Origin of the sequence: Streptomyces sp. NPDC005774 (genome assembly GCF_042871645.1) — a bacterium.
Lineage (GTDB): Bacteria > Actinomycetota > Actinomycetes > Streptomycetales > Streptomycetaceae > Streptomyces > Streptomyces pratens.
Genome location: NZ_JBIAIV010000004.1, coordinates 149,055 through 174,668 on the forward strand (window position 1 = coordinate 149,055; position 25,614 = coordinate 174,668).

Annotated in this window: 24 protein-coding genes; 12 read left to right on the forward strand and 12 right to left on the reverse strand. The window is 71.1% G+C overall.

From position 1 onward, the window contains the following. Positions 1–16 precede the first annotated feature (16 nt). The 4 genes from ACFYQA_RS06010 to ACFYQA_RS06025 all read left to right on the forward strand — a co-directional run bounded on the left by ACFYQA_RS06010 (position 17) and on the right by ACFYQA_RS06025 (position 2,099). On the forward strand, positions 17–682 hold the full coding sequence (locus tag ACFYQA_RS06010) for a DNA-binding response regulator (protein ID WP_388912154.1): 666 nt from the start codon (positions 17–19) through the stop codon (positions 680–682). Positions 683–889: 207 nt separating this feature from the next. Then, positions 890–1,090, forward strand: a complete 201-nt coding sequence (locus tag ACFYQA_RS06015) for a DUF397 domain-containing protein (protein ID WP_388912157.1) — start codon at positions 890–892, stop codon at positions 1,088–1,090. Positions 1,091–1,284: 194 nt separating this feature from the next. Further along, on the forward strand, positions 1,285–1,797 hold the full coding sequence (locus ACFYQA_RS06020; protein ID WP_388912160.1) for a hypothetical protein: 513 nt from the start codon (positions 1,285–1,287) through the stop codon (positions 1,795–1,797). Further along, positions 1,794–2,099 (forward strand): winged helix-turn-helix domain-containing protein, encoded by a 306-nt coding sequence (locus ACFYQA_RS06025; RefSeq protein WP_388912163.1) that lies wholly within the window; start codon positions 1,794–1,796, stop codon positions 2,097–2,099. The genes ACFYQA_RS06020 and ACFYQA_RS06025 overlap by 4 nt, the downstream gene beginning before the upstream one ends. 369 nt (positions 2,100–2,468) lie before the next feature. On the opposite strand, the gene ACFYQA_RS06030 is transcribed toward ACFYQA_RS06025, so the two are convergent. The 4 genes from ACFYQA_RS06030 to pepN (ACFYQA_RS06045) form a co-directional block, all read right to left on the reverse strand. Further along, on the reverse strand, positions 2,469–2,861 hold the full coding sequence (locus ACFYQA_RS06030; protein ID WP_388912166.1) for a hypothetical protein: 393 nt from the start codon (positions 2,859–2,861) through the stop codon (positions 2,469–2,471). Next, entirely contained in the window at positions 2,858–3,214 is a 357-nt protein-coding gene (locus ACFYQA_RS06035; RefSeq protein ID WP_388912169.1) for a hypothetical protein, read from the reverse strand. The genes ACFYQA_RS06030 and ACFYQA_RS06035 overlap by 4 nt, the downstream gene beginning before the upstream one ends. A 171-nt stretch (positions 3,215–3,385) precedes the next feature. Beyond that, on the reverse strand, positions 3,386–3,628 hold the full coding sequence (locus ACFYQA_RS06040; RefSeq protein WP_388912172.1) for a hypothetical protein: 243 nt from the start codon (positions 3,626–3,628) through the stop codon (positions 3,386–3,388). 165 nt (positions 3,629–3,793) lie between these two features. Then, positions 3,794–6,412, reverse strand: a complete 2,619-nt coding sequence (pepN, locus tag ACFYQA_RS06045) for an aminopeptidase N (RefSeq protein ID WP_388912175.1) — start codon at positions 6,410–6,412, stop codon at positions 3,794–3,796. A 113-nt stretch (positions 6,413–6,525) separates the two neighbouring features. Here pepN (ACFYQA_RS06045) and ACFYQA_RS06050 point away from each other — a divergent pair, with 113 nt between their 5' ends. After that, positions 6,526–7,074 (forward strand): DUF1203 domain-containing protein, encoded by a 549-nt coding sequence (locus ACFYQA_RS06050; RefSeq protein ID WP_388912178.1) that lies wholly within the window; start codon positions 6,526–6,528, stop codon positions 7,072–7,074. 33 nt (positions 7,075–7,107) lie between these two features. On the opposite strand, the gene ACFYQA_RS06055 is transcribed toward ACFYQA_RS06050, so the two are convergent. Beyond that, positions 7,108–7,626 carry a DUF402 domain-containing protein gene (locus tag ACFYQA_RS06055; protein WP_388912180.1) on the reverse strand — a complete coding sequence of 173 codons (519 nt, stop codon included), beginning with the start codon at positions 7,624–7,626 and terminating at the stop codon, positions 7,108–7,110. 209 nt (positions 7,627–7,835) lie between these two features. Between ACFYQA_RS06055 and ACFYQA_RS06060 the strand changes: the two genes are divergently transcribed. Continuing rightward, complete coding sequence (locus tag ACFYQA_RS06060) at positions 7,836–8,222, forward strand: ribbon-helix-helix domain-containing protein (RefSeq protein WP_388912183.1); 387 nt, start codon at positions 7,836–7,838, stop codon at positions 8,220–8,222. 127 nt (positions 8,223–8,349) lie between these two features. Here ACFYQA_RS06060 and ACFYQA_RS06065 read toward each other — a convergent pair whose 3' ends face one another. After that, positions 8,350–9,366 carry an aspartate-semialdehyde dehydrogenase gene (locus tag ACFYQA_RS06065; RefSeq protein WP_388912186.1) on the reverse strand — a complete coding sequence of 339 codons (1,017 nt, stop codon included), beginning with the start codon at positions 9,364–9,366 and terminating at the stop codon, positions 8,350–8,352. Between the two features lie 365 nt (positions 9,367–9,731). Here ACFYQA_RS06065 and ACFYQA_RS06070 point away from each other — a divergent pair, with 365 nt between their 5' ends. Together ACFYQA_RS06070 and ACFYQA_RS06075 are read left to right on the forward strand one after the other, a co-directional pair. Next, the gene (locus tag ACFYQA_RS06070) at positions 9,732–10,268 is read left to right on the forward strand and encodes an RNA polymerase sigma factor (RefSeq protein ID WP_388912189.1); all 537 of its coding nucleotides are present in this window, start codon (positions 9,732–9,734) and stop codon (positions 10,266–10,268) included. Between the two features lies 1 nt (position 10,269). Continuing rightward, entirely contained in the window at positions 10,270–11,097 is an 828-nt protein-coding gene (locus tag ACFYQA_RS06075; RefSeq protein WP_388912192.1) for a hypothetical protein, read from the forward strand. 82 nt (positions 11,098–11,179) lie between these two features. Here the strand turns inward: ACFYQA_RS06075 and ACFYQA_RS06080 are convergent, their stop codons facing one another. Then, positions 11,180–14,482, reverse strand: coding sequence for a S8 family serine peptidase (locus ACFYQA_RS06080; RefSeq protein ID WP_388912195.1), 3,303 nt, complete (start codon positions 14,480–14,482; stop codon positions 11,180–11,182). A gap of 251 nt (positions 14,483–14,733) precedes the next feature. Between ACFYQA_RS06080 and ACFYQA_RS06085 the strand changes: the two genes are divergently transcribed. The 3 genes from ACFYQA_RS06085 to ACFYQA_RS06095 all read left to right on the forward strand — a co-directional run bounded on the left by ACFYQA_RS06085 (position 14,734) and on the right by ACFYQA_RS06095 (position 17,701). Next, positions 14,734–15,204, forward strand: coding sequence for an NUDIX hydrolase (locus ACFYQA_RS06085; RefSeq protein WP_388912198.1), 471 nt, complete (start codon positions 14,734–14,736; stop codon positions 15,202–15,204). Continuing rightward, a complete protein-coding gene (locus tag ACFYQA_RS06090; protein WP_388912201.1) occupies positions 15,201–15,575 on the forward strand; it encodes a DUF1492 domain-containing protein in 375 nt (124 codons plus the stop codon). Before ACFYQA_RS06085 ends, ACFYQA_RS06090 begins: the two co-directional genes overlap by 4 nt. Before the next feature lie 359 nt (positions 15,576–15,934). After that, positions 15,935–17,701, forward strand: coding sequence for a TIGR03767 family metallophosphoesterase (locus ACFYQA_RS06095; RefSeq protein WP_388912204.1), 1,767 nt, complete (start codon positions 15,935–15,937; stop codon positions 17,699–17,701). A 77-nt stretch (positions 17,702–17,778) separates the two neighbouring features. Here ACFYQA_RS06095 and ACFYQA_RS06100 read toward each other — a convergent pair whose 3' ends face one another. Next, on the reverse strand, positions 17,779–18,846 hold the full coding sequence (locus ACFYQA_RS06100) for a hypothetical protein (protein WP_388912207.1): 1,068 nt from the start codon (positions 18,844–18,846) through the stop codon (positions 17,779–17,781). A gap of 299 nt (positions 18,847–19,145) precedes the next feature. Next, on the reverse strand, positions 19,146–21,761 hold the full coding sequence (gene pepN / locus ACFYQA_RS06105) for an aminopeptidase N (RefSeq protein ID WP_388912209.1): 2,616 nt from the start codon (positions 21,759–21,761) through the stop codon (positions 19,146–19,148). Between the two features lie 186 nt (positions 21,762–21,947). On the opposite strand from pepN (ACFYQA_RS06105), the gene ACFYQA_RS06110 reads away from it, so the two are divergent. Beyond that, positions 21,948–22,598, forward strand: coding sequence for a DsbA family protein (locus ACFYQA_RS06110; RefSeq protein WP_386398266.1), 651 nt, complete (start codon positions 21,948–21,950; stop codon positions 22,596–22,598). A gap of 63 nt (positions 22,599–22,661) precedes the next feature. On the opposite strand, the gene ACFYQA_RS06115 is transcribed toward ACFYQA_RS06110, so the two are convergent. From ACFYQA_RS06115 to ACFYQA_RS06125, 3 genes are all read right to left on the reverse strand, one after another. Beyond that, the gene (locus tag ACFYQA_RS06115) at positions 22,662–22,904 is read right to left on the reverse strand and encodes a hypothetical protein (RefSeq protein ID WP_388912210.1); all 243 of its coding nucleotides are present in this window, start codon (positions 22,902–22,904) and stop codon (positions 22,662–22,664) included. 132 nt (positions 22,905–23,036) lie between these two features. After that, entirely contained in the window at positions 23,037–23,678 is a 642-nt protein-coding gene (locus ACFYQA_RS06120; protein ID WP_388912212.1) for a superoxide dismutase, read from the reverse strand. A 179-nt stretch (positions 23,679–23,857) separates the two neighbouring features. Beyond that, on the reverse strand, positions 23,858–25,189 hold the full coding sequence (locus ACFYQA_RS06125; protein ID WP_388912395.1) for an amino acid permease: 1,332 nt from the start codon (positions 25,187–25,189) through the stop codon (positions 23,858–23,860). Positions 25,190–25,614 lie beyond the last annotated feature (425 nt).

Here is a 25,614-nt window from a genome sequence, read left to right on the forward strand (position 1 = left end):
CTGCCAGACTTGAGGTATGCGGAACGAGCAGGTGTTCTCCGTCCGAGGGGACACAGAGTTGATCGTGCGCGCCGGCCATCTCTTCGAGTCCGCGCAGACCGAGTTCCTGTGCGCCGCCCGAGACCTCAAGACCTTCTCGCAGCCCCAGGCCAGGGCCGCGATCCACAACCGGATGCGCGCTGCGCGCTCCCCGGACTTCATTCCCCGCAAGCTGCTCAGCCCGGTCGCGCTCGCCGACGAGGAGGCCCGCGTGCATCTGCGGCTGGTGCAGGACCAGGGGGCTCTCGTCCGGATCAGCGGCTCGCGGCTGCCGCACGAGACCATCGTCATCGACCGGCGGGTGATGATCCTCGCCGGCGCAGAGACCTCTACAGGCCGCGAATACACCGTGACGACGTCGCAGATTCTGGTCGACGGCGTCCACTCGCTGTTCCAGGCGGTCTGGGACACCGCCGTCGATCCCGACACCTATCTGCGGAAGAACATCCCCCATCTCGATGCTGACGGCCGCGTGATCCTCAGAGCCCTCGGTTCGGGACTTACCGACGAATCGGCGGCCAAACAGCTCGGCCTTTCGCTCCGCACCTACCGGCGGCGCGTGGCCGAACTGATGGCCGAACTGGAGGCCAAATCCCGTTTCCAGGCCGGGCTGCGTGCGGGTGAGCTGGGACTACCCCGCTGAGACCGTAGTGATCGCAACCCTGCAGTGGTCTGCACACCCGAGCGCCTCGGGCCGCGCAACCCACCGTCGCGTCACCCCTTGAAGAACTTCCGGAGCCGAGCACTTGGACCATGCAACACACGGTCCTAGGGTGAAGGATGGGGTACGCGCACCGGAGTTGTCGCGTGACCTTATTCATCAGCTGGCCAAGGAGCTGTGAGGTATCCGATGACCGCCCCTACGCAATGGCGCAAGTCTTCCTACTCAGGTGGTGGCGATGGCAATGACTGCGTGGAGATCGCGGACTTGGGCGGCCACATAGCCATCCGTGACTCGAAGAGCCTCTCCTGCATCTCTTTCTCGGCCCCCACCCCCGCCTTCGCCGCTTTCATCGACGTGCTCAAGGAGCGCCGAGGGCGCTTGACATGATGCGGGGCGCCCCTTGAAATTCGATCCCCGCTGGTGCGGGGAGCAGGACGAGTGCGCTGGCCGGGACGCTCCCGAGGGGGGCCACCCCCGCGGGGATGGTCCCGGCGCCGGCTGCTGCGGCCTGGCTGACGGTGTCGTGCGCCGGCGCCGCATCCCTCACCCTTCTGGAAAGTGTTTGACGTAACGGAAAGAGCTTGAATACTTTCCGCTACGTCAAGTACTTCACGAGGAAGCAGGTGCGCTGCATGGGCGTGACGCCGAATCCCGCCGACGCTCTCTCCGAGATCAGGCGGGTTCAGCAGAAGGAGTACGGTGAACAGCGGCTTCCGCTCTTGTACATGCCGAGTGTGGTCATTCTGGTCACCGCGGCCGTGATCGCCGCAGAGCTGGACGGCATTGCGTGGTTCGTGTTCCTCGTGGCGAACGTCGCGGGCCTGGGCGCCATGTCCGGGGCGCTGGCCGCACGGGTGCGCGTCATATGGAGGCCGGGCACCTGGACTGTCAACGCGGGCGTACGGCCGGCCTTGTGGATCATCTCGTGCTCCGGCGTCTCGGTGATTGCTCTGGCCGTCGCAGGCTCAGCCACCGACTCCGTCATCTGGCAGAAGGCAGTCGCCGGTGCCGTCACGGCCCTCTACACGGCGGCCACCACCCGCTGGGTCGAGAACCGGGTGCGGGCCCACGCGGCGCGAGAGGTGGTCCGGTGAACCTCGACCCCGTGATCCACGCGCCCACCCGGCTCCAGATCATGTCCCTCCTGGCCGCAGCGACCGAGGCCGAATTCGCCTTCGTCCGCGACAGCCTGGAGATCAGTGACTCGGTGCTGTCCAAGCACTCCGCCGCTCTGGAGGCGGCCGGTTACGTCGAGATCCGCAAGGGCTACGTCGGCAAGCGTCCTCGCACCTGGCTCAAGCTGAGCCCTCAGGGCCGTCAAGCGTTCGCCGACTACGTCGACCGTCTCCGGCAGATCGTCGGCCGCCCTCTCGCCGAAGACCCTCGGGGCACCTGACCGACAGGACGGCCGTGCCGGGCTGTGCTCGGCCGTGTTCTTCGCCAAGAGCGGGCAGACCAAGGAGACTTCGAGGCGCGTTCGGTGAGGGCGACTCCTGGGGTCTCACCCTGGCCGAGCCGGCAGCACCACCGGCTCCCGTTCGTCCGGGCGGCCGTTGCCCGGCACACAGCCCACCCGGATGCGGCCTGCACGCCCACGCGCAAGGGCGCCCGGTACGAGTCGTACCGGGCGCCCCTCTGACACCTGCGGGCTTTATGCCCGCGCGTCCGCCGCCTGGGCGCGCAGGGCGCGTTCCACGCCTGTGCGGGACTCCGGGACGAGGCGGCACACGGCTCCGCGGTCGGCCGGTAGCGATCGTTCCTGAAGTCACGGGAGTCCCTGCCCTGCGGCACCGGACTGTTCCTGGCATGTGGCGTCGCGCCGGCGTGCTCCCCGGCGACCCACCAGGGTGAAGACGGCCACCGCGACCGAGGCCGCGACCCCCGTGGCCAGCGTCTCGGCGAGAGGGCTGTCCAGGCGCGGACGCAGGGCGTCTACGAGCCCGAACAGCACGGCAGTTCCCGCCAGGACCGCCGCGAGTGCGGCCGGCCAGCAGCGGTGGCGTGTGAAGGACCATTGGACAAGCCCTATGCCGATCAGGGGAGCGGTGGACAGGTGCGGCTCGTCGAGGAGGGTGAGGACCACGTATCCCAGACCGCCGGTCGCCCAGCAGACGGTGACCACGAGCACCGCCTCGCGCCAGGGGACGAACCGGCTCACTTCCGCGGCCTCTCGGCCACGACGCGAGCCCGACGGCGCTCCCGTGCCCGGTACACGCTTGCTGCCAGGATCGAGCCGACCACGAGCGGCCCGGCAGCCCAGGTGAGCAGGTCCGTCACCCAGCCGTGGTCCCCGCCGACCATCATGATCACCGACTTCAGGGCGAAGAGGATCCCCAGCAGCACGTAGCCGAGTCCCCAGGCACGGACCACCCACACGGGTCCCTGCAACTGCTGGGGTGGCCGGTGCGGCCGTCGCAAGGCCCGCCATCCCAGCCAGGCGCAGCCCAGCCCCGCGCCCGCCACGAGCACGTACACGGCCGTTTCCAACACCTCGGTCACGGTCCAGGGCATCCGTACCTCACTCTCCTGTGTCCCGCGGGCCCAGAAATGCCAGGGCCGCCCCCCGGTGATCATCATGACCGTCCGGAAGAGGGCCTCTCATCTGCCGGACACGGCAGACAGCCCACCCGGTGGCTTCCGGAATCCGGCAGTGAAAGGTCAGCTTGCCGGAGCGCTGTGGCGTCAACGGACGGCGACGGCCAGGCTGACCACGTAGCACTCCTCGACCGTGCCGTCGGGGAAGACCTCGGCCAGGAGGTCGCGCTCCGCGGCCAGAAACGTGCGGGTGGCGTCCTCGCCGAGACCGAGGAAGTCGGAGTAGCCGGCCAGATTCGCGAGATGGGTGGCGAGCGGGACGTCCCTGGTCCAGGCCGTCTGCCGGGTGGCGATGCCGAGTCCGGGCGCCAGGCTGCGGAACCGGGCCATCGGGTCGGGTTGTTCGCCGTTTTCGGCACCGAAGAGGCGGCGCAGGCGGGAGTCCTGTTCGGCTGTCCACCGGCCACCTTTCCGGGGCCGCCCGCGCCACCCACCCAAGGGCAAGGGCGCCCGGCGCGATCAACGCCGGACGCCCCTGATGCGTACGCGTAAGGGCTACGCCCCTTCGGCCGCCGCGTCCGCCGCCTGGGCCCGCAGGGCGCGTTCCACGCCGGAGCGGGATTCCGAGACGAGGCGGCGCAGGGCCGCGTTCGGCTCGGCGGAGGCCAGCCAGGCGTCCGTCTTCGCCAGGGTCTCCTCGGAGACCTGGATCGCCGGGTAGAGGCCGACCACGATCTGCTGGGCCATCTCGTGCGAGCGCGAGGCCCACACGTCGGCCAGCGCCTCGAAGTACCGGTCCGTGTACGGGGCCAGCAGCTCGCGCTGGTCGGTCTGGACGAAGCCGGCGATGACCGCCTCCTGGACCGCGTTCGGCAGTTTGTCGGACTCCACGACCGATGCCCAGGCCTCCGCCTTGGCCTCCTCGGTCGGCCGGGCGGCGCGTGCGGTCGCCGCGTGGCGCTCGCCCGCGGCGGTCTTGTCGCGCTCGTACTCGCCGGCGATCTCGCTCTCGTCGAACCGGCCCACCGCCGCCAGCCGCTGCACGAACGTCCAGCGCAGCTCCGTGTCGACGGCCAGGCCCTCGACCGTCTTCGTGCCCTCCAGCAGGCTGTCCAGGAGGTCCAGCTGCTCCGGCGTGCGCGCCGTCGCGGCGAAGGCGCGGGCCCACGCCAGCTGGTGGTCGCTGCCCGCCTCGGCGGCCCGCAGGTGGGCCAGTGTGGCCTCCGTCCAGCGGGTGAGCAACGCCTCGCGGGTGGTCGGGGCGGCGTACAGGTCGATCGCCAGCTTCACCTGGCGGTGCAGCGACTGTACGACGCCGATGTCCGACTCCTTGCCGATGCCGGACAGCACCAGCGACAGGTAGTCGCGGGTGGCCAGCTCGCCGTCGCGGGTCATGTCCCAGGCCGACGCCCAGCACAGGGCGCGCGGCAGGGACGCCTCGAAGTCGCCCAGGTGCTCGGTGACGAAGGCCAGCGACCGCTCGTCCAGACGCACCTTGGCGTACGACAGGTCGTCGTCGTTGAGGAGGACGACGGCCGGGCGGGCCTTGCCGACGAGCTGCGGTACGGCGGTCAGTTCGCCGTCGACGTCCAGCTCGACCCGGTCGACGCGCACCAGCTTGCCGCTCGCCGCGTCCAGGTCGTACAGGCCGACCGCGATCCGGTGCGGGCGCAGGGTCGACTCGCCCTTGGCGCCGGCGGGCAGCGCGGGCGCCTCCTGGCGGATGGCGAAGGAGGTGATGGTCCCCGTGCCGTCCGCGCCGTCCGTCTCGATCTCCGGGCGCAGGACGTTGATGCCGGCGGTCTGAAGCCACTTCTGCGACCAGGTGCTCAGGTCGCGGCCGGAGGTCTCCTCCAGGGCGCCCAGCAGGTCGGACAGGCGCGTGTTGCCGTACGCGTGACGCTTGAAGTACGCCTGCACGCCGCTGAAGAAGGCGTCCTTGCCGACGTAGGCCACCAGCTGCTTGAGGACCGAGGCGCCCTTGGCGTACGTGATGCCGTCGAAGTTGACCAGGACGTCGTCCAGGTCACGGATGTCGGCCATGATCGGGTGCGTGGACGGCAGTTGGTCCTGCCGGTACGCCCAGGTCTTCATGGAGTTCGCGAACGTGGTCCACGAGTGCGGCCACTTCGAGCCCGGTGCGTCCGCCTGGCAGGCGGCCTCGGCGTAGGTGGCGAACGACTCGTTCAGCCACAGGTCGTTCCACCACTCCATGGTGACCAGGTCGCCGAACCACATGTGGGCCAGCTCGTGCAGGATCGTGGAGGCGCGCACCTCGTAGGCGGCGTCCGTCACCTTCGACCGGAAGACGTACTGGTCGCGGATGGTCACCGCGCCGGCGTTCTCCATCGCGCCCGCGTTGAACTCCGGCACGAACAGCTGGTCGTACTTCCCGAAGGGGTACGCGTAGTCGAACTTCTCCTGGAACCACTCGAAGCCCTGCCGCGTGACGTCGAAGATGGCGTCCGCGTCGAGGTGCTCGGCGAGCGAGGGCCGGCAGTAGATGCCGAGCGGTACCGACTGGCCGTCCTTCTCGTACACGCTGTGCACGGAGTGGTACGGGCCGACGATCAGCGCGGTGATGTACGTCGAGATCCGCGGCGTCGGCTCGAACTCCCAGACATTGTCCCGGGGTTCGGGCGTGGGGGAGTTGGAGACGACGGTCCAGCCGGCCGGCGCCTTCACGGTGAACCGGAAGGTCGCCTTGAGGTCGGGCTGCTCGAAGCTCGCGAAGACGCGGCGGGCGTCCGGCACCTCGAACTGGGTGTAGAGGTAGGCCTGGTCGTCGACCGGGTCGACGAACCGGTGCAGGCCCTCACCGGTGTTGGTGTACGCGCAGTCGGCGCTCACCCGCAGCACGTTGCGACCCGGGAGCAGGCCGGGCAGGGCGATCCGGGAGTCCGCGAAGACCTCGGCGGGGTCGAGGGCGTCCCCGTTGAGGGTCACCTCGTGCACGGTGGGAGCCACCAGGTCGATGAACGACTCCGCGCCGTTCGCGCCGTTCGCGTCGTCGTCGGAGGCGTCCGCGGAGACGTCGAAGCGCACCGTGGTCACGGACCGGTAGGTGCCGCCCTCCTGCGCGCCGGAGAGGTCGAGATCGACCTCGTACGAGTCAACGGTCAGCAGCTTCGCCCGCTGCTGCGCCTCTTCGCGAGTCAGGTTTGTGCCAGGCACGCGGTCATCTCCTCGTCATGTGTCGGTCGCGCCATCCTTCCACGCCACCGGCGCGGAACGCGATGTCCATTTACCGCCGGTGAGGCGCCCCGCCGCGCGCGAACGCTGGACCCATGACGCTTCAGGCACCCCACCGCACGACCCCCCTCGCCGTGCACCCGATCCCGGGTGCCGTTCTGACGGACCTGCGCGCCCTGGACGACGCGGGCCGTCCTCCGGTTCCCCGCACCGACGAGGAGGGGGGCGCCCCGCTCCGCTGCTGCCTGCGCCACAGCGAGCCGAGCGAGTCGATCGCCCTGGTCAGCTACGCCCCCCTGCGCCGCTGGGCGGCGGAAACGGGCGCCGACCCGGGCCCGTACGACGAACAGGGGCCCGTCTTCATCCACGCTGAGGACTGCGCGGGACCGCGGGGCGACGACGGCCTCCCCTTCACCGCCGCCCACCGAGTCCTGCGCCGCTACGCCTTTGACGGGAGCATCCTGGGCGGGCGGCTGGTGGAGACGCCGGACGCCTTCGCCCCCGCCCTCACGGAGGCCTTCACCGACTTGGAGGTCGCCCTCGTCCACGTCCGCGCGGTGGAGTACGGCTGCTTCCTGTACGAGGTGCGGCCCGACGTCCGTAAGCGCCCAGCCGGCTGGTCAAGGCCCGGATCACCCGGCTGAGGAACGTCGCACCACCACCCGGCAGCGCCCCGGCTACTCGATCAGGCCGAGCCAGTGGCGGTACACCGAGGCGAAGGGTTCGACGCCCTCACCCCCGCGACGGCCCGCCTCCATCAGCCACTCGCAGGTCTGCCAGGCCTTGCCGACGATGTTGTCGGGGTAGCCGTAGCGCACCCGGTGTTCGGCGAACTCGTCCTCGTCCTCGATGTGTGCCTCACCTCCACGAGGCCGCACGACATCGAGATCGAGGTCCACCATGCGCAGGACGGTCCCGTCGGCGCTCCACTCGGGCACCGTGCACACGTCGCAGTACATCTCGGGGCCCGGGTCCGCGCAGAACGTGGCCGTCCACCACTCACCGCGCGGGACCGACATCACGTACGCGAACCGGCTTGTCCAGCCGCCCTCGGCCGAACTGACGGGAACGCCCTGCGCCGTGCCCAACCACACGCCGTGCTCGTCCTCACCGAGCCGGACGGCAGCCCACTGCGCGCTCAGGCTGCCGTCGTACTTGCGTATGTCGACCGACACGGAGGCGCCCTCTGAGACCATGCCGAGACGCTGACCCGACGGCGCCGACCGTGCCGTCCGGCCGCCTGGAACTCGCGATCCCGAAAATACGGGGCCCGGTCCGGAGACGGAGGCATTGCTGAAAAGAGTGAGCAGTCAGCAGGAATATGACACATAAGCGCTCAAATGAGCGCCATGTGGACAGTAGTGGCCGGAGTGCTCACGCTTTTCGGGTAGGTGTGTCACTTCCGGTGACGGCATTCCGCCGGGTGGCATTGAGGTTCGGTGCCTTCCCCCTGATCGCCGTACTGGCCGCCCTGTGGGGCTTCCTGGCCGCCGCCACCAACCCGCGCATCGCAATCGGCATCGAACAGGCAAGGGTGCCGACTTCGGGCAGCATGGCAGGTATGAGGATCAGCGTGAGCCTGCCCCAGGAGGATGTGGCCTTCATCGACGAGTACGCCGCCGGTACGGAGGCCGAGTCCCGGTCGGCCGTCATGCGAGTCGCCATCGAGCTGCTCAGGCAGGCGCAGCTGGAGCAGGCTTACACAGAAGCGTTCGCCGAGTGGGACTGCGGTGGGGAAGCCGGTCCGTGGGACCGGGTGAGCGGGGACGGGGTCACCAGCGGGGCCTGGTGACCGGAGCTCCTGCGCGTGACCCCTGCCCTTCGGGCGGGGCGTCGCGTTACGGCGCATCCAGCGCTCTGAATACGCCGAAGGGGGCTCACCCGGCCGGGTGAGCCCCCTTCGGCGAGCGGGTCTGTGGTTACCGCTTCAGCTCGGCCGCCACCAGTTCCGCGATCTGGACGGTGTTCAGGGCCGCGCCCTTGCGGAGGTTGTCGTTGGAGACGAAGAGGGCCAGGCCGTGGTCGACCGTCTCGTCGCGGCGGATGCGGCCGACGTAGGACGGGTCCTGGCCCGCCGCCTGGAGCGGGGTGGGAATGTCGGTGAGGACGACACCGGGGGCGTCGGCCAGCAGCTCGGTCGCGCGCTCGGGGCTGATCGGGCGGGCGAAGCGGGCGTTGATCTGGAGGGAGTGCCCGGAGAAGACCGGGACGCGCACACAGGTGCCGGAGACCTTGAGCCCGGGGATGTCCAGGATCTTGCGGGACTCGTTGCGCAGCTTCTGCTCCTCGTCGGTCTCGTTCAGACCGTCGTCCACGAGGTTGCCGGCGAACGGCAGCACGTTGAAGGCGATGGGGCGCTTGTAGACGGCCGGCTCGGGGAAGTCGACCGCGCCGCCGTCGTGGGCCAGCTTGTCGGCGTCGGCGACGACCTTCTGGGTCTGGCCGTGCAGCTCCGCCACGCCCGCCACGCCGGAGCCGGACACCGCCTGGTAGGTGGCGACCACCAGCGCGTCCAGACCCGCCTCGTCGTGCAGCGGACGCAGCACCGGCATCGCGGCCATCGTGGTGCAGTTCGGGTTGGCGATGATGCCCTTGGGGCGGTTCGCGATCGCGTCCGGGTTCACCTCGGAGACGACCAGCGGAACCTCGGGGTCCTTGCGCCACGCGGAGGAGTTGTCGATCACGACCGCGCCCTGCGAGGCGACCTTCTCGGCCAGCGCCTTCGACGTCGCGCCGCCCGCCGAGAACAGCACGATGTCCAGGCCGGTGTAGTCGGCGGTCGACGCGTCCTCGACCGTCACGCCGTCCAGCTCCGTGCCCGCCGAACGGGCCGAGGCGAACAGGCGCAGCTCCGTGACCGGGAAGTTCCGCTCCTTGAGGATGCCGCGCATGACCGTGCCCACCTGACCGGTGGCTCCGACGATTCCGACCCTCACGGCTTCTCCCTCACTGAATGCTGCGCCATACGGCGCATACGACGTATACGCCGTACATGTGCTCTTTACCCGACGGCCGGGCGTTTCCATCATGCGGCCCACCACGGCCCGCCTGTCCAATTCTTTGCGCCCCCTGCTCGCCCAGTGGGACACGCGGGCAGGGGCCACCGGTCGCGGACCTGCGGTCGTCACCCCGCCGAGCTGCAGGAATTCGTCCTGTGGGGGTCGGCGGCCGCAAGGTTCCCTGCCCCGCACAGCCCCACCCACACGGAGGTGTGACGTACGCCTCTGTCCGGTTCGCGCGACGGCCGAACGTTCCGGCCCGGACCGGCGTCGTAGAAGAAACGGGGTGAGGGGGGTGGGCAGTGCTGCGCGGAAGGATCCGGCGTGGCCGGCAGGCGTACGGCGCCGCGGAGGACGACCCGCTGGACACGGCACAGGAGCGCCGGGTCCGGGCGGTGCTCGCGCTCGGCGGGGTGCCGCAGACCGACCTGCCGGACGGGGTGCAGCAGGTCCGGCTGCGGCTGCTGGAGCGGGCCGCGAGCGGGCGGGACGCGCCCCGGGACGTCTCGGCGTGGGCGGCGGTCGTCGCCTCCAACATCGCCATGGACTGGCACCGGGCCAAACGCCGCCAGGAGCGGCTCGGTGAACGCCTCGCCGCGCTGCGCCCCGCCGAGCCCCCCGCCGACGAGGAGACCCGCCTGCTCTCCCTCGCCGTCGCCCGCGGTCTGGACGGGCTGCCCGACGCCCAGCGCCAGGTCGTCGTGCTGCGGTTCTACGCCGACCTTCCGGTGCGCTCGATCGCCGAACAGCTCGGCGTGCCGGAAGGCACGGTCAAGAGCAGGCTGCACACGGCGGTCCGGGCCCTGCGCGCCCGTTTGCACGAGGACGAGGTGGTGTGACGTGAGCGTCCACGACGGCCGGAACAACACCGGAGACGAGCACGGCATCCAGTACGACGGCGTCGAGTACGAGGGTGTCGACGCCCTCATGGCCGCGATCCTCGACGAGCCGCTGCCCGCGGAGGCCCGGCAGGACCCGGTGTTCCTGGCCGCGCGGGACGCTGCAGCCGCCGATGTCGCCGTGCTGCGGGAGCAGCTGGGGCTCATCGGGGACACGCTGATCCGGGAAGCGGAGCCCGCCCCCGCGCCGGTGCGGCCCCTGCCCGCCGTCGCCCGGCCGCCCCGCCGTGCCCGTCGGCCGCTGAGGATCGCCCTCGGCGCGCTCGCCGCGGCGGCGGCCGCCTCGGTGGTCCTCGGCATGGGCTGGCTCGTGACGCAGGCCGGGCAGGGCGACGGCATGTCGTCGTCGGCCGAGGCCGACAGAAAGGCAGTGGGGGCCGACGAGGCACCGGGCAGCGCCAGGGGGTCGGCCGATACCGGCTTCGGCAGCCCTCGCTATCTCGCCTGCGCCCGGCTCGTCGCCGAGGGCACGGTGTCGGCGGTGGAGCCGGTGCCGGGCGCCGGACAGGAGCACGTCACGCTGGAGGTGACCCGCCGCTACAAGCCGGAGCCGGACGCGGGTACCCCCGCAGGAGAACAAGAAGAGGTCACGTTCCTGACCGGGTCGACCGACCGGCCCCGGCTGCACCCCGGTGACGAGGTCCTGGTCGGCCTGCCCCTTGAGAGCTCCGTCCCGGACATCGTGATCGTCGGTGAGGAGGACATCGCCCCCGAGCGGGCGCGCGTCACCGCAGCCCTGCCTGCCTCACGCACCCTGACCTGCGAGTGATCGGAGGAGGTTGCGTACAGCGTGCGTACGGCGAAGGGGCGGGCGCCCTGGTGGACGCCCGCCCCTCGGTGGTGGCCGTCGGTTACGGCACGACCTTCTCGATCGTCACGCTGCCCGTGCCCGCGACCGTGCCGCGCGCGTTGACCAGCTGCACCCGGCCGAAGAACTCACGTCCCTCGGGAGCCGCCGCGACGGCGGTGACGCTGCCGGAGACGGTGGCCGACTCTCCGGTGCCGATCTTCACCGGCGTGGCACCGTCGACCGTGACCTCACCGAGCGTGGTGGAGAAGAACACGTCCCGGTAGTCGTAGCCGGTGGAACCGGCCGGGACGGAGTAGCCCACGACCCTGACGGTGTAGGTACCGGCCGCCGGGCGGGCGATGGACACCGACTCCTCCGAGTCGCCGTCGGCGGACTGGGCGACGGCGGTGCCGGCCGCGTTGTAGACCGCCAGGTCCAGGTCGGCGGCGGTGTCGGAGACGTTGCCGATGGCGACGTCGAGCGATGTGGCGCCCTCGGGCACCGTGACGGTGGTGGTGTGCGTGACACCCTTGGAGATGGCGGGCCGGGCCGACTTGGCGGAGCCCAGCGGGCCGCCGACCAGCTTGCCGTCCAGTTCGGCGGCCTGGTTGGTCACCTTCCAGGAGACGTCGGCCGGAGTACCGACCTTCGCCTCCGGCACGGTCACGGTCTGCGGGTCGAAGACCGCGCCGAGCACGGCGACGTCCAGCTTGTACGGGTTGTCGAGCAGCGGCGAGGTGCGGCGCGACTCGACCTCGATCTCCCAGACGCCCGGCTGCGGGTTCACGTACGACCGCAGGTCGGGGCGGCAGGTGTTGGCCGGGTTGCTGTAGTTCGGGTAGCAGTTGACCGTCGACGTCGGGTCGGCCGGGACACCGTAGGGGTGGAGGGCGATGAACCGGGTCTGGCTCGTGGCCTTCAGTCCGCCGAGCGCGACCTCCAGCGTCTTCGCGCCCTTGGGCACGGTGACGAAGTAGGAGGTGGTGGCGTTGCGCTGGGCCGTGCCGGAGGCGGAGAAGGTGTGCGCCAGCGGAGCCGAGACGACCACGGTGCTCAGGATCTGCCGGTCGACGCCCTCGGTGCGCGGGTCGTCGACCTCCAGGATGGCGCTCTTGAGGCCCGCGGACCGGGGCGCGGCCTGGATCTTGACGGTCACCGGCTTGTTCAGCGACAGCTGGACCTTGCCGTCGCCGACGATGCGGAAGGCGCCGTCGGTGTTGTTCGCGAGGTCGAGCTCGTGCCGGATCGTACGGTCGGGGCCGGACGTACGGGTGATGGTGACGTCGTACGTCTTCTTCTGGCCGGCCTTCAGGCCGCCCTCGCGGTCGTAGACGCCGGTGCCGAAGCCGGGGGTCTTCAGGAACTGGTCGATCGCGGTGTCGACCGGAGCCTTCACGCTGTACTCGTGCGCGGTGGCCCCGTCCCGGATCGAGTCCCAGGCCTCCTCGAGGTCGATGAGACCGGCGCCCTCCTCGTAGGCCTGCAGCCCCTTGACGTGCTGGGCGGTGGAGGTGAGGGCGGTGCGCAGCTTCGCGGGCGTCAGGTCGATCCGCTTCTGCTTCGCGGCCGACAGCAGCAGCGCGGCGGAGCCGGCGGCCTGCGGGGACGCCATCGAGGTGCCCTGGAGCATGCCGTAACCGGCCGGGAGGCCGTAGCCCGCCTCGGCGACCGGGGCACCCGGCGCCCAGGTCTGGATGGTGTTGATCGCCGCGCCGGGCGCGATCAGCGTCGGCGTGAAGCCGCCGTCCTCACGCGGACCGCGCGAGGAGAACGGCATCATGGCGTACTTCGTCTTCACGACGGAGCCGTAGTTGGCGGCCCAGGTCTCCTTGGAGACGGACGCGCCGACCGAGATGACCTTGTCGGCCAGCGACGGGTCGCCGATGGTGTTGGCGCCGGGGCCGGAGTTGCCCGCGGAGATCACCAGCTGGACGCCGTAGGTGTCGATGAGGCGGGTGTACAGCTCGGCGCGGGCGTTGTTGCCGTCGTTGAGCGCCGGCAGGCCACCGATGGACATGTTGACGATGTCGACACCGCGCTCGGTGACGAGGTCGATCATGCCCTCGGTGAGGGCCACGCTGGTGCAGCCGCCGGACCAGGTGCAGGCACGGGACGAGACGATCTTCGCGCCGGGCGCGGCGCCGTTCATCTTCCCGCCGAACAGGCCGTGGGCGGCGGTGATGCCGGCGACGTGCGAGCCGTGGGAACCCTCGATGAGACCGATGTTGACGAAGTCGGCCTTGTCGCCGGCCGCGTTGCGGACGACGTCCTTGCGGATCTCCACGACGAACGGCTGGCGCTCGGCGACCTCGGTGGACGGGTCGTCGGTGCCGAAGTACCCGATCTGGAAGCCGTCCTTGTAGGGCTTCATCGGGGTGTCGTCGGAGAAGTCCCGGTTGTCGTTCAGGTCGACGCGGACGGTGCCGGCCGCCGCGTCGTACAGCACGCCCCAGGCGTCGGTGGTGTCGCCGTCGAAGTTGGCGTCACCGCCCGCGTCGCCGCCGATGGTGTACGACTCCTTGAAGGTGCTGATCCGGTACGAGCCCGCGGGCGCCGTCCAGGTCGCGCCCTCGTGGGTGAAGGTGGGGCCGGTCACCGACTCGGTCATCGGGCGCCAGGTCTCGTCGCCGTCGACGAGCGGGTCGGTCGCCGTCACCCAGTCGACGATCTTGCGCTCGCCGGTGGTGGTCTTCTGCAGCGCGGGGTGGGCCAGGTCCACGCCCGAGTCGAGGATGCCGATGGTGACGCCGCGGCCGTCCGCCTTCGGGTTGTCCTTCACGAAGTCGACGGCGCCCGTCTCGAAGGACGGGTTGTACGGGTTCTTCGCGGGGGTCCGCTTGTCGGGGCCCGGGTAGGCGGCGGTGTCCTTGCTCTTGCCCGCGGCCTTGGCGGTGGTGTCCGCGGCCGGGGTCGGGTCGTCGAGCGGGATCTCGTCGCGCAGGTCGATGCCGTGCACGGTGGAGAGCTTGGCGGCGGCGGCGATGGCCGCGTCCGCCCTGGCGGTGGGGACGGTGGCGCGGACGTAGCCCAGCTTGTCGTGGGTCCGGCCGACCGAACCGCCCTTCACCGCGTTCAGTTCCTCGGCGACCTGCTCGGTCTTCCCGGGGGCGGTGGCGATCATCATCGTGACGTTCTTGACGCCGTCTGCCTTGGCCTCGGCGAGGAGGTCCGCGTCACTCGAACCGAGCTTGTCGGGAGCGGACTTGACGTCACCGTCGACGGGTACGGCGGCCGGCGCGTCGGCGGCGGCCGCCAGGGGTATCGGGCCGACCGCGCAGAGCGCGGCGACGAGACCGGCGGCCAGGGCGATACGGGCCGTGCGTCTGGTGCCCGATATCGACTCGCGCGGGGAGGAATGGGTCATCGGCATCCCTTGTAAGTAAAGGAACCATCGTGGAGCGGCCGGAGCCGATCGACCCTGGCCGCGATCGTCCGGAATACGGTCCCGGACGATCGTTGAGCCTTACCCAAGGGGTGTGTGTTGGGCGAGAGTTGGCGGAATCGAAATGAAGGTATGGGGAAAACCCGCTATTCGTTTATGGGGTGTTGGGGACCGAAGCGGGCAAGTCGGCCGTACGGGCCGCCTCGTGGACGCCCGCGGGTTAACGTCCCAGGATGCGGCAGACCCTGAGGGTGGCGGCCTACGCCGTGGTGGTGCGCGACGGACAGCTCCTGCTGGCCCGGTCCCCGGTGCCCGGAGGTGCTCCGGAGTGGGTTCTTCCGGGCGGTGGCATGGAGCACGGCGAGGATCCGTACGACACCGTGCGGCGGGAGGTCGAGGAGGAGACCGGGTACCGCATCGAGGTCACCGGACTGCTCGGCGTGAACTCAGCCCGGCACGCTTTCACCCGGCACACCTTCGTCCGCCGCCTGGGCCGCAGGGCCGACCACCACGCCGTACGGCTGGTCTACGAGGGACGGATCGCCGGCGGCGAACTGAGGAACGAGACCGGCGGCTCCACCGAACTGGCCGCCTGGCAGGCCCTGGACGCCGTCCCGGACCTGGTCAGGATCGGCATGGTCGACATCGGCCTGCGGCTGTGGCGGGAGCGCCCTGCGGCGGGCCGGGTGGAACGCGCACAGTGACGGCCCCCGTCCGAACCTGCCCGCTCACCCGCCGGCTGGGCGCCACCGGCACCGGCCCCGCCGTGGCGCACCTGACCGAGGCGCTGAGCCACCTGCACACCCCCGGCGTACTGGACGGCAACCCCCTGCTGGCCGCTCCGCACACGGCGACGGCCCCGGCACTGCGTGCCTGGCTCGTGGACGCCGTGGACGCCCTGACGGCAAGCCCCGTGGCGGTCGACGCCGAGGCCGGGCGCATCCTGCGCGCGTACTACGTCGACCGGTCGGGTACCCACTGGCAGGTGGCCCGCAGCCTGCACATCAGCCGCGCCACGTACTTCCGTCGCCTGCGCCACGGCATGGTGACGCTGGCCGCGCGGCACGCGGGCTGACGACACCGCGGCGGGACAGGGGACAGGGGGCACGCGGAGAGCCGGCGCGTGGAACACGCAGAAGACCAGGACTTATCAGTCGATGGTGGTAAACATCCTCATTGCCGGAATGGGGTGGATGTTCAGCTGCCCGGCTCTCCGTCAAGTGAACGCGGTGTGACCGGTTCCGGGCCGGTGCGGGAGCGGGTGCCGACGGCCCGGGGGCCCAAGATCCACGTACGGCGATCGGTGTCGCGCGTTGCCGTCGCGTTCACACGCAGGCCATTCCCGCTGCCAAGCATCCAGTACCAGCGGGACGTTCGCCCGGCGAACGCCCCGCGGTCACTGCCGATGCGTTCGCACCCGGGGAGACAAGCGCCATGTCGCGCATACGCTCAGTCGCCGACTCCGGTGGACTCCACCGCCGTTCCCTCCTCGCCGCCACCGGCGCGGTCGCCCTCTCCGCCGGCGTCGGTTACGCCCTGCGTCCCGGCGGCGACCAGGCCGTCGCCGCCGGCAGCGCCGACGCCGCCGCGGACGAGGCCGTCCTCGCCTCCTCCCGGCAGGCGCCGGCCGCCCCGCTCGCCCCGTACACACGCGGCACCACCGTCGCCGGGGTGTCCGCACCGCGCGGCGGCCGTGCCGCCGGCCACCGGCGCCTCGACGAAGGACCCGGCTGGGAGAGGGTGGTACGCGGCGAACTGGCCGGCGCCCACTCCGGCAGGGACGACCGCCGCACCACGCTGGCCGCGTTCGTGCAGCTCACCGACCTGCATGTGCTCGACACGCAGCACCCGCTGCGCCTGGAGTACCTGCGCTCCACCGATGTGCACGCCTGGCGGCCGCACGAGGCGCTCACCGTGCACGGCGTGGTCTCCCTCGTCGAGCGGATCAACAACCTGCGCGGCGCCCCCGTCACCGGCTCCCCGCTGCACTTCGCGATGACCACCGGCGACAACACCGACAACAACACCCGCTCCGAACTGGACTGGTTCCTGACGGCGCTCGGCGGCGGCCGCATCACCCCCAACAGCGGGGACCCGCGCCACTACGAAGGCGTCCAGAACAGCGGTCTGCGACAGTACTGGCAGCCGGACGCCACCACCCGCGACGCCGACAAGCAACTCGGCTTCCCGCACCTCGACGGCTTCCTCGCCGCGGCCGTCCGCGAGGTGAACAGCCCCGGCCTCAACCTCCCCTGGTACTCCACCGTCGGCAACCACGACGCGATGCCGCTCGGCTGCTACGCCTCCCACGGCGACCCGTACCTCACCGAACTCGCCGTCGGCGGACGCAAGCTGATGGAGCTCGGGGCGGCCGAGGCGAAGAAGCTCCAGCAGGTCATCAGGAAGGCCGGCGACCCGCGGGGCGTCCAGTACGGCGAGTTCCTGAAGTCCCACGCCCGCGCCATGCGCCCGGTCACCCCCGACGAGGCACGTGCCCCCTTCACCCCCGCCGAGTACATCGAGGCCCACCTGGACCCCGCCTACCGCGGGTTCGGCCCGGTGGGACACGGCTACTCCGCCGCCAACCTCGACGCGGGCACCCAGTACTACGCGTTCCGCGTCTCCGACGACGTCATCGGCATCAGCCTCGACACCACCGACCCCGGCGGCCACTACGCGGGATCCGTCGGCACGGCCCAACTGCGCTGGCTGGAAAGGACACTGCGCACCCACAAGGGCTCCCGCACGATCGTCTTCAGCCACCACACCAGCGAGTCGATGACGAACACGCACCGCGACCCGGCCCGCCCCGACGAACGGCGCCACGACGGCAAGGAACTCCTCGAACTCCTCGGCGCCCACCGCAACGTGGTGGCCTGGGTCAACGGCCACATCCACCGCAACGCGATCACCGCGCACACCGGTTCGGCCGGTTCCTTCTGGGAGATCTCCACCGCCTCCCACGTCGACTTCCCCCAACTCGCCCGCGTCATCGAGCTGGTGGACAACAAGGACGGCACCCTGTCCCTGTTCACCACCCTGGTCGAGTCCGCGGCCCCGTCCCGCACGGACTACGGCGACCTCACCCAGACCGGTCTCGCCGCCCTCTACCGCGAGCTGTCCTGCAACGCCCCCGGCGCCCGCACCGACCTCGGCGGCACCCCCCGGGACCGCAACACGGAACTCCTGCTCAAGGCGTAGGTGTAGGCGGAGGTGCAGGTGCAGGTGCAGGCGCAGGTACAGGAGGGGCGGGTGGCCCGGGGAGTGCCCGCCCCGGTTCAGCGGGGCAGGACCATGACGTAGGCGGCGGGGTCGCGGTCGTCCGCCGCCATCAGGGCGGTACGGACCACCGCCGCCTGCTGCTCCGCGGCGTCCCGCAGTCCGCGCGGGGTGACCCGCACGACCGTGATGCCGAGCCGCTCCAGGTGCTCCCGCTTGCGGGCGTACCCGGACCGCAGGACGTCGTCGTCCGGGAGGTTCTCCCGGCAGGTGTCCAGGTCGAGCGCCACGGCCTGCTCCGGCCAGTACGCGTCCAGGCCGCCGAGGTGGGGGCCGCCCGGCAGGCGCAGGTCGACGTTCCACAGCGGGTCGGGCAGACCGTACGCGCGCACCATCCGGTACAGGCCGTCCTCCGCGTGCGCGCGGCCCTCGGCCATCAGGGAGTCCACCACGCGCACCACGTGCGGCCGGCCCAGCAGCTTCGCGGCGGTCAGCTCCCGTACCAGCGCGCTCGCCTCGCAGTGGCCGCCGCCCACCGCCTCCATGAGCAGCCTGCGCACCGTGTCCGCGTCGTCCAGGACCGCCACCGCGTCGGCCAGCGCCCGCGGAACCGGCGCCACCGGTACGCCCGCCACCCGCTCGGGGGCCGGCAGCACCGGGGTGCGGACGATGCGCACACCGCCCGTGGAGCGCAGCCGGCGCAGCCGCGGGACGAGTACGTCGAGGGTCTCCAGGCAGGACAGCGGGGGAACGGAGGAGAAGCCGTGCAGGGTCAGCGCGGCCGGACCGGTGATCATCGCGTCCTCGTAGTGGGGCGCCGTCGAGTCGGCCGGGCCGGGCTGGGCGAGGACGCGCACGGACCGCTCCCGCGTCGTGTACAGCAGCGCCGCGTGCAGCCGCTCCTCGCCGGTCGGCGGACCCGGGTGGAGCAGGACGACACCGGGCAGGAGCTGCTGCCAGGGACCGCCGGGGCGGCACTGGTCGTCGGCCTCCGAGACCGAGATCCCGTGCGAGCGGAGCTGGGCGGTGGTGAGAACGCGCCGCGGGCCGGCGGCGAGGTGGTGCAGGGGACGGGGGGAGAGCGGGGGACGGGGGGAGAGCGGGGGGAGCGGGGAGTCGTGGTTCATGTCCGGCAATCTCCCGCGCCGGATCCGTTCCCGAACCTCTGTTACAGACCCGTCGGCAATTAGGGACAAGCCTGCCCTAAAGGACGTGTGTTCGGATACCGAAAACCCCTGGTCCATTCGGGTGAGACCAGAGGTTACGGCTGTTATTGACCGAATTTCGTAACGGTCACGGAGCGTGGGGCCCGGCGGTGGGGCCCGGCGGTGGGACCGGGGACGGCACCGGTGTCCCGTCCCTGTCGGTCCGCCGCGCCCGCGGGAGGCACCTGTGGTCGTCCCGCGCCCGCGGGACGCGCCGGTGGTCACCCCGCCGTCGCGTCGCACGCCTGGCCGCGCAGCGCACGTGCCAGGTCGTCCCGGGCCTCCAGCACCAGACGGCGCAGCGCCGGTGGCGCGTCCTCGTGGGCCGCGAGCCACGCGTCCGCCGCGTCCAGCGTCCCCGGCGAGTCCAGCAGCTCGGGGAACAGGCCCCGCACCACGTGCATGGCGATCTGGATGGACCGCTCCTCCCACACCCGCTCGATCACCGCGAAGTACTTCTCCGCGTACGGCGCGAGCAGCTCCCGCTGCGAGGGCTGGGCGAAGCCCGCGATCGTCGCCTCCACCAGCGCGTTGGACAGTTCCTCCGACTCCACGAGCCGCGCCCAGCCCCGCGCCTTGACCTCCGCCGACGGTCGGGCGGCCAGGCAACGGACCTGGTGGCGCCTGCCGGAGGCGGTGTCGTCCCGGGCCAGCTCCCCGGCCAGCGCCTTCTCGTCGGCGAGCCCGTGCGCGGCCAGCGGCTCCAGGAACACCCAGCGCAGCTCCTGGTCGACCTCGAGCCCGTCGACCGTCGCCGTGCCCGACAGCAGCTCCTGGAGCAGCTGGAAGTCGCCCGGCGCCACGGCCGACCGGGCGAAGAAGCGGGCCCAGGCCAGCTGCTGCTCGCTGCCCGGCCCGGCCGCCTCCAGCTCGCGCCGGGCGCCCTCGGCGAGCAGCCGGCCGCCGGTCTCCCGCCAGGCGGGCGCCGCGTAGTGGACGAGCGCCGACTCGGCCCAGGCGTGCAGCATCTGCAGCACGCCGATGTCGGACTCGCGCCCGCCGAACCGCAGCACCAGGTCCACGAACTCCCGTGCGGGCAGCAGTGCGTCCCGGGTGAGGTTCCACAGCGCCGACCAGCACAGGGCGCGGGCCAGGGGGTCGGTCAGCGCGCCCAGGTGCTCGCGGAGCGTGGCCAGCGAGGTTTCGTCGAAGCGGATCTTGCAGTACGTGAGGTCGTCGTCGTTGACCAGCACCAGCTCGGGCGCCTGCGCACCCGCCAGCTCCGCGACGACCGTACGCGGTCCGTCGACGTCCGTCTCGGCGCGCGCGTACCGCTCCAGCGCGCCCTCGGCCGTGCGCCGGTACAGGCCCACCGCGACCCGGTGCGGGCGCAGTTCGGGGTGGTCCGCCGGGGCGATCGGAGTGGCCTCCTGCACCACCGCGAGTTCCTCGACCCTGCCGTCCGCGCCCAGCAGCACCTGAGGGGTGAGGGAGTTGACCCCGGCCGTCTGGAGCCAGGCCCGCGACCACGCCGTCATGTCGCGTCCGCTGGTCTCCTCGAGGACCGACAGCAGGTCACCGAGGCGCGTGTTGCCGTACGCGTGCCGCTTGAAGTAGCGCCGGGCGCCCTCCAGGAAGGCGTCCTGGCCGACGTAGGCCACCAGCTGCTTGAGGACCGAGGCGCCCTTGGCGTAGGTGATGCCGTCGAAGTTCAGCTTGGCGTCCTGCAGGTCGCGGATGTCCGCGGTGACCGGGTGCGTGGACGGCAACTGGTCCGCGCGGTACGCCCAGGCCTTGCGGCGGTTGGCGAAGGTGATCCAGCCGTCGGTGAACCGGGTGGCGCCCACGAGCGAGAAGGCGCCCATGAAGTCGGCGAAGGACTCCTTCAGCCACAGGTCGTCCCACCACTCCATGGTGACCAGGTCGCCGAACCACATGTGCGCCATCTCGTGCAGGATGACGTTGGCCCGGCCCTCGTAGGACGCCTGCGTGACCTTGCCGCGGAAGATGAACTCCTCCCGGAAGGTGACCAGTCCGGGGTTCTCCATCGCGCCCAGGTTGTACTCGGGCACGAACGCCTGGTCGTACTTCCCGAAGGGGTACGGGTAGTCGACGTGATCGTGGAAGAAGTCCAGGCCCTGCTTGGTCACCAGGAACACGTCGTCGGCGTCGAAGTGCGGCGCCAGAGCCTTGCGGCACATCGCGCCGAGCGGGATCTCCAGCCGGGTGCCGTCGGGCAGTTCGCGCTCGTAGCTGTCCGTGACGTAGTGGTACGGCCCGGCGACCACACAGGTGATGTAGGTCGAGATCGGCTTGGTCTCCGCGAACCGCCACACCTCGTCGGTGAGTTCGCCGACGCCGTTGCTCCACACCGTCCAGCCCTCGGGGGCCCGCACCTCGAAGCGGTAGGGCGCCTTGAGGTCGGGCTGCTCGAAGTTGGCGAAGACCCGGCGGGCGTCGGCCGGCTCGTACTGGGTGTAGAGGTAGACCTCGCCGTCCTCGGGGTCGACGAAGCGGTGCATGCCCTCGCCGGTACGGGAGTACGCGCACTGGGCGTCGACGATCAGCTCGTTGTCGGCGGCCAGGTCCTCCAGCAGCAGCCGGGAGCCGTCGAACACCTCCCCGGGGTCGAGGTCCCGCCCGTTGAGCGAGACGGCCGTCACGGCCGGCGCGATCAGGTCCGCGAAGCTGCTCGCGCCGGGCTCCGTGCAGCGAAACCGGATGGTGGTCACCGAGCGGAAGGTGCGCGGCCCCTCCGCGCCGGTCCCGCCCTGCCCGGCACTCGCGCCGGGCGCGCCGGCCGCGGTGCGCAGGTCGAGGGACACCTCGTACCCGTCCACCGACAGCAGTGCGGCCCGCTCCCGGGCCTCGTCGCGGGTCAGGTTCTCACCGGGCACAGGCGGACTCCTCATACGTCGTCATACGTCGTCGGCATCGACAGGGCTGTACAGCACCGATCCTGCCACGCGCCCCTGACGCGGGGCAGCCGGGAACGGGAGGGGCGGGAAGGGGACGGGAATGAGAGGGGGAGCCCCGGTGTTTCCGGGGAAGCGATTCCCCGCACCTGCCTCATGAGGAGCGTCATGCCGGACACGTCCACCGCCGCCACTCCCGTCGACTTCTGGTTCGACCCGCTGTGCCCCTGGGCCTGGATGACCTCCCGCTGGGTGCTGGAGGTGGAGAAGGTGCGGGACATCAAGGTCCACTGGCACCTGATGAGCCTCGCGGTGCTCAACGAGGACCGGCTCGACGAGCTGCCCGAGGAGTACCGCGAGATGCTCGCGACCAAGGCGTGGGGCCCCGTCCGCGTGGTCATCGCGGCCCAGGAGGAGCACGGCGCCGAGGTGCTCGGCGACCTCTACACCGCGCTCGGCACCCGCATCCACAACCAGGGCGAGGGTCCGGAGAAGGAGGCCGTCGCCGCCGCCCTGAAGGAGGTCGGCCTGCCCGACTCCCTCATGGAGCACTGGGACTCCACCCCCTACGAGCCCCAGCTGCGCGCCTCCCACAAGGAGGGCATCGACAAGGTCGGCCAGGACGTCGGCACCCCGGTCATCGCCGTGCCCGGTGCCGACGGCGAGCAGATCGCCTTCTTCGGTCCGGTCGTCACCCCCGCCCCCAAGGGCGAGGAAGCCGCCCGCCTCTGGGACGGCACCCTCGCCGTGGCCTCCGTCCCCGGCTTCTACGAGCTCAAGCGCACGCGGACGCAGGGCCCGGACTTCAGCAACCTGTGACGGGACGACCCGGGACGTGGAGTGACTGCGGGTCGTCACTGCGGGCCCGTCACTGCAGGCCCGTCACTCCGGGGCGGGCAGGCGGATGGGCTTGGGGAACGGCTTCATGACCCACCCCGTGCGCAGGTTGCGGCACTGCCTGCCGGTCTCCGGGTCCAGCACGTTCTCGCAGATCCAGAACTCGCTCACCCCCGTACGGCCCAGCCGTTCCTTGAGCTGTTCCTGTTCCGCCCGGGTCAGCTGACGATGCAGTTGCTCCGCGTCGCAGGTCGAGCAGGGGTACTTCTTGGTCTTCAGTGTCGTCATGGGGCACTTTGACCCGGAACGCCGCATACCGGAAGCCCCCGCGAGTCGAGTCCTCGCGGGGGCTTCCGTCTTTCCGCCTGCCGGGTGAACGGTGAGAAGACGATCACGGGGCAGGACGTTCACGGGCGGCCCTCAGGGGGCGAGCAGGAGCACATCCGCGCGGGACTTCGCGGCCTCGTAGCGCCTGGCCACGTCCTGCCAGTTCACGACGGCCCACATGGCCTCGATGAAATCGACCTTCTGGTTCTTGTACTGGAGGTAGAAGGCGTGCTCCCAGGCGTCGAAGACCAGGATCGGTGTCGCGCCCTGGCCGACGTTGCCCTGGTGGTCGTAGACCTGCTCGACGATCAGCCGGCCGCTCAGCGGCTCGTACGCCAGGACGCCCCAGCCCGACCCCTGCGTGGTCGCCGCGGCCTTGGTCAGCTGCGCCTTGAAGCCGGCGAAGGAGCCGAAGGACTCCGCGATCGCGCCGGCCAGCTCGCCCACGCCGTCCTTCTCCAGCGGCTCGCCGCCGCCGTCGCCGGTCATGTTGTGCCAGTAGATCGAGTGCAGGATGTGCCCGGAGAGATGGAACGCCAGGTTCTTCTCGAGCCCGTTGACCGAGCCCCACGACTCCTTGTCCCGGGCCTCCGCGAGCTGCTCCAGGGTGTCGTTGGCGCCCTTCACGTAGGCCGCGTGGTGCTTGTCGTGGTGCAGCTCGATGATCTCGGGGCTGATCACCGGCGCGAGCGCGGAGTAGTCGTACGGCAGGGCGGGCAGCGTGTAGACGGGCATGGGACCCCTTCGAACCTCTTATTGCAACAGGGTTGCAACTGCACGCTAGCAGCAGAAGGGCTCTCCGCGCGTCCGGTGCGCACGACGGCACGGAAAAGGGCCCCCGCGCGGACGGTGGTTTCCAGGAGTCGTCCGCGCGGGGGCCCTCGCCGTGGGAGCGGCGGGAGGGGGCGAAGGGGTCAGTCCTCGGTTCGCGTGCGTGCCCTGGACCGCTGCCAGGCGTAGCCGGCGACCCCCAGGGCCACGGTCATGCCACCCGTCGAATACAGCTGCACGCGTGTGTCCGGTTCCCGGGCCATCAGGACGAAGACGGCGGCCATCCCGGCCAGCGCGACCCACGTCAGCACCGGGAACGCCCACATCCGGACGACCAGCTTCTGCGGGGCCTCGCGCTCCAGGATGCGGCGCAGCCGCAGCTGCGAGACGGCGATGAAGATCCAGACGACCAGGATCACCGCGCCGATCATGTTGAGCAGCCAGGAAAAGACGTCGTCGGGCCGCCAGTAGCTCAGCAGCACGCACAGGAAACCGAAGACCGACGAGGCCAGCACGGCGATCCGCGGCACCCCGGCCGACACCCGGCCCAGCACCTTCGGACCCTGCCCGCGCTGCACCAGGGAGTAGCCGATGCGCGAGGCGCCGTAGATGTTGGCGTTCATCGCGGACAGCAGCGCCACCAGCACCACGACGTTCATCAGCTGCCCGGCGCCCGGGATGCCCAGCCGCTCCAGGGCGGCGACGTACGGGCCCTGCTCGACGACCGCCGGCGAGTCCCACGGGACCAGGGCCACGATGACCGCCATCGAGCCGACGTAGAACAGCGCGATCCGCCACATCGCCGTACGGACGGCGCTCGCGACGCCCTTGACCGGGTTCTCCGACTCCGCCGCGGCGATGGTGACCGTCTCCAGGCCGCCGTACGCGAAGACGGAGGCGAGCAGGCCGATCACCAGCCCCTCGCCGCCGTTGGGCAGCAGCGGGGTGAGGTTCGAGGCGCCGGGGGAGTCGGTGCCCGGCAGGACGCCCGCGAGGGCCAGCACGCCGAGCACCAGGAACAGGGAGATCGCGCCGACCTTGAGCGCCGCGAACCAGAACTCGAACTCGCCGAACTTCTTCACGGCCGCGAGGTTCGTGGCGCAGAACATCACCATGAACAGAGCCACCCACGCCCACTCGGGCGTGCCCGGGAGCCAGCCGGTGACGATCTTCGCGGCGCCGATGCCCTCCAGGCCGACCGCCGTGCACAGCAGCACCCAGAACGCCCAGCCCGAGGCGAAGCCCGCCCAGGGCCCGATCGCCCGTTCCGCGTGCGCCGAGAACGAACCGGAGGACGGATACGCAGCCGACATCTCGCCGAGCATCCGCATCACCAGCATGACCAGCAGGCCGGAGAGGGCGTAGGCGATGACGATCGACGGCCCCGCGGCGGCGATGCCCGCGCCGGAGCCGACGAACAGCCCGGCGCCGATCACCCCGCCCAGGGCGATCATCGACAGATGGCGCTGCTTCAGGCCGTGGGAGAGAGCGGCGCCGTCCTGATGCCGCGGCGGTGGCCCGGGTGTCCCGGCCGCCTCGGGTGTCTCGGCTGTCTCGGCTGTCTCGGTGGAGGGGCTGGGCACGGGCACGGCTCGTCCAATACGGAAGACGGTGAGAACCACGCCAGTCTGGGCGGCCCCTTCCGCCTGACGGAGGGGCCGCCCAGCATGTGGACACGTGTCATGCGGAGGGTGATGTTCCGGCTACCCCGCCGATGCTCGGCCGGTCACCCGACCGGTGCCCGGCCGCTCACGCGGCGGCCACGGGGTCACCCGCCGCCTCCGCCGGCCGCGTCGCGGCACGTCCGGATGGACCGGGACGTGCGGGCGCCCCGCCCCACCGGACCGGCTAGGACGGGGACGACGTACGCGGCCGGTCCGGCACCGGCGTGCGCGCGAGT